This is a genomic window from Pseudomonas sp. SIMBA_041 (assembly GCF_046535095.1).
In the GTDB taxonomy this organism is placed as follows: Bacteria; Pseudomonadota; Gammaproteobacteria; order Pseudomonadales; family Pseudomonadaceae; genus Aquipseudomonas; species Aquipseudomonas mucoides.
Window position 1 is genome coordinate 1 of the sequence record NZ_JAWRXJ010000620.1, and the last position, 253, is coordinate 253.

Below are 253 nucleotides of genomic sequence, written 5' to 3' on the forward strand. Positions count from 1 at the left end.
GCTTTTGGTAGAGCAGTAGGCGGAAATAGTAAGCTCCCAAAAAATAATGGTTTTTTTACTCCTGAAGCTCCTGTGAGCGTTTCTAAGTCTCATAGTGTGGATACGATAACCAGCTCTACAAGATTTGGTGCTGGAGATAGAAATACTCCCAAAACGGTTGCGATAGGTGGAATTGATTTGAGAGTCGATATTGCGGAGATCAACTCTGGAAAAGCTACTCTTCTGAGTGGTGGGGATATTTTGACTTCTTCAG

Annotated in this window: 1 protein-coding gene; it reads left to right on the forward strand. The window is 42.3% G+C overall.

What is annotated here, in order from left to right; translation table 11 throughout:
• On the forward strand, positions 1-253 hold a 253-nt coding region (locus SB725_RS32585), incomplete at both ends, for a hypothetical protein (protein ID WP_410923622.1).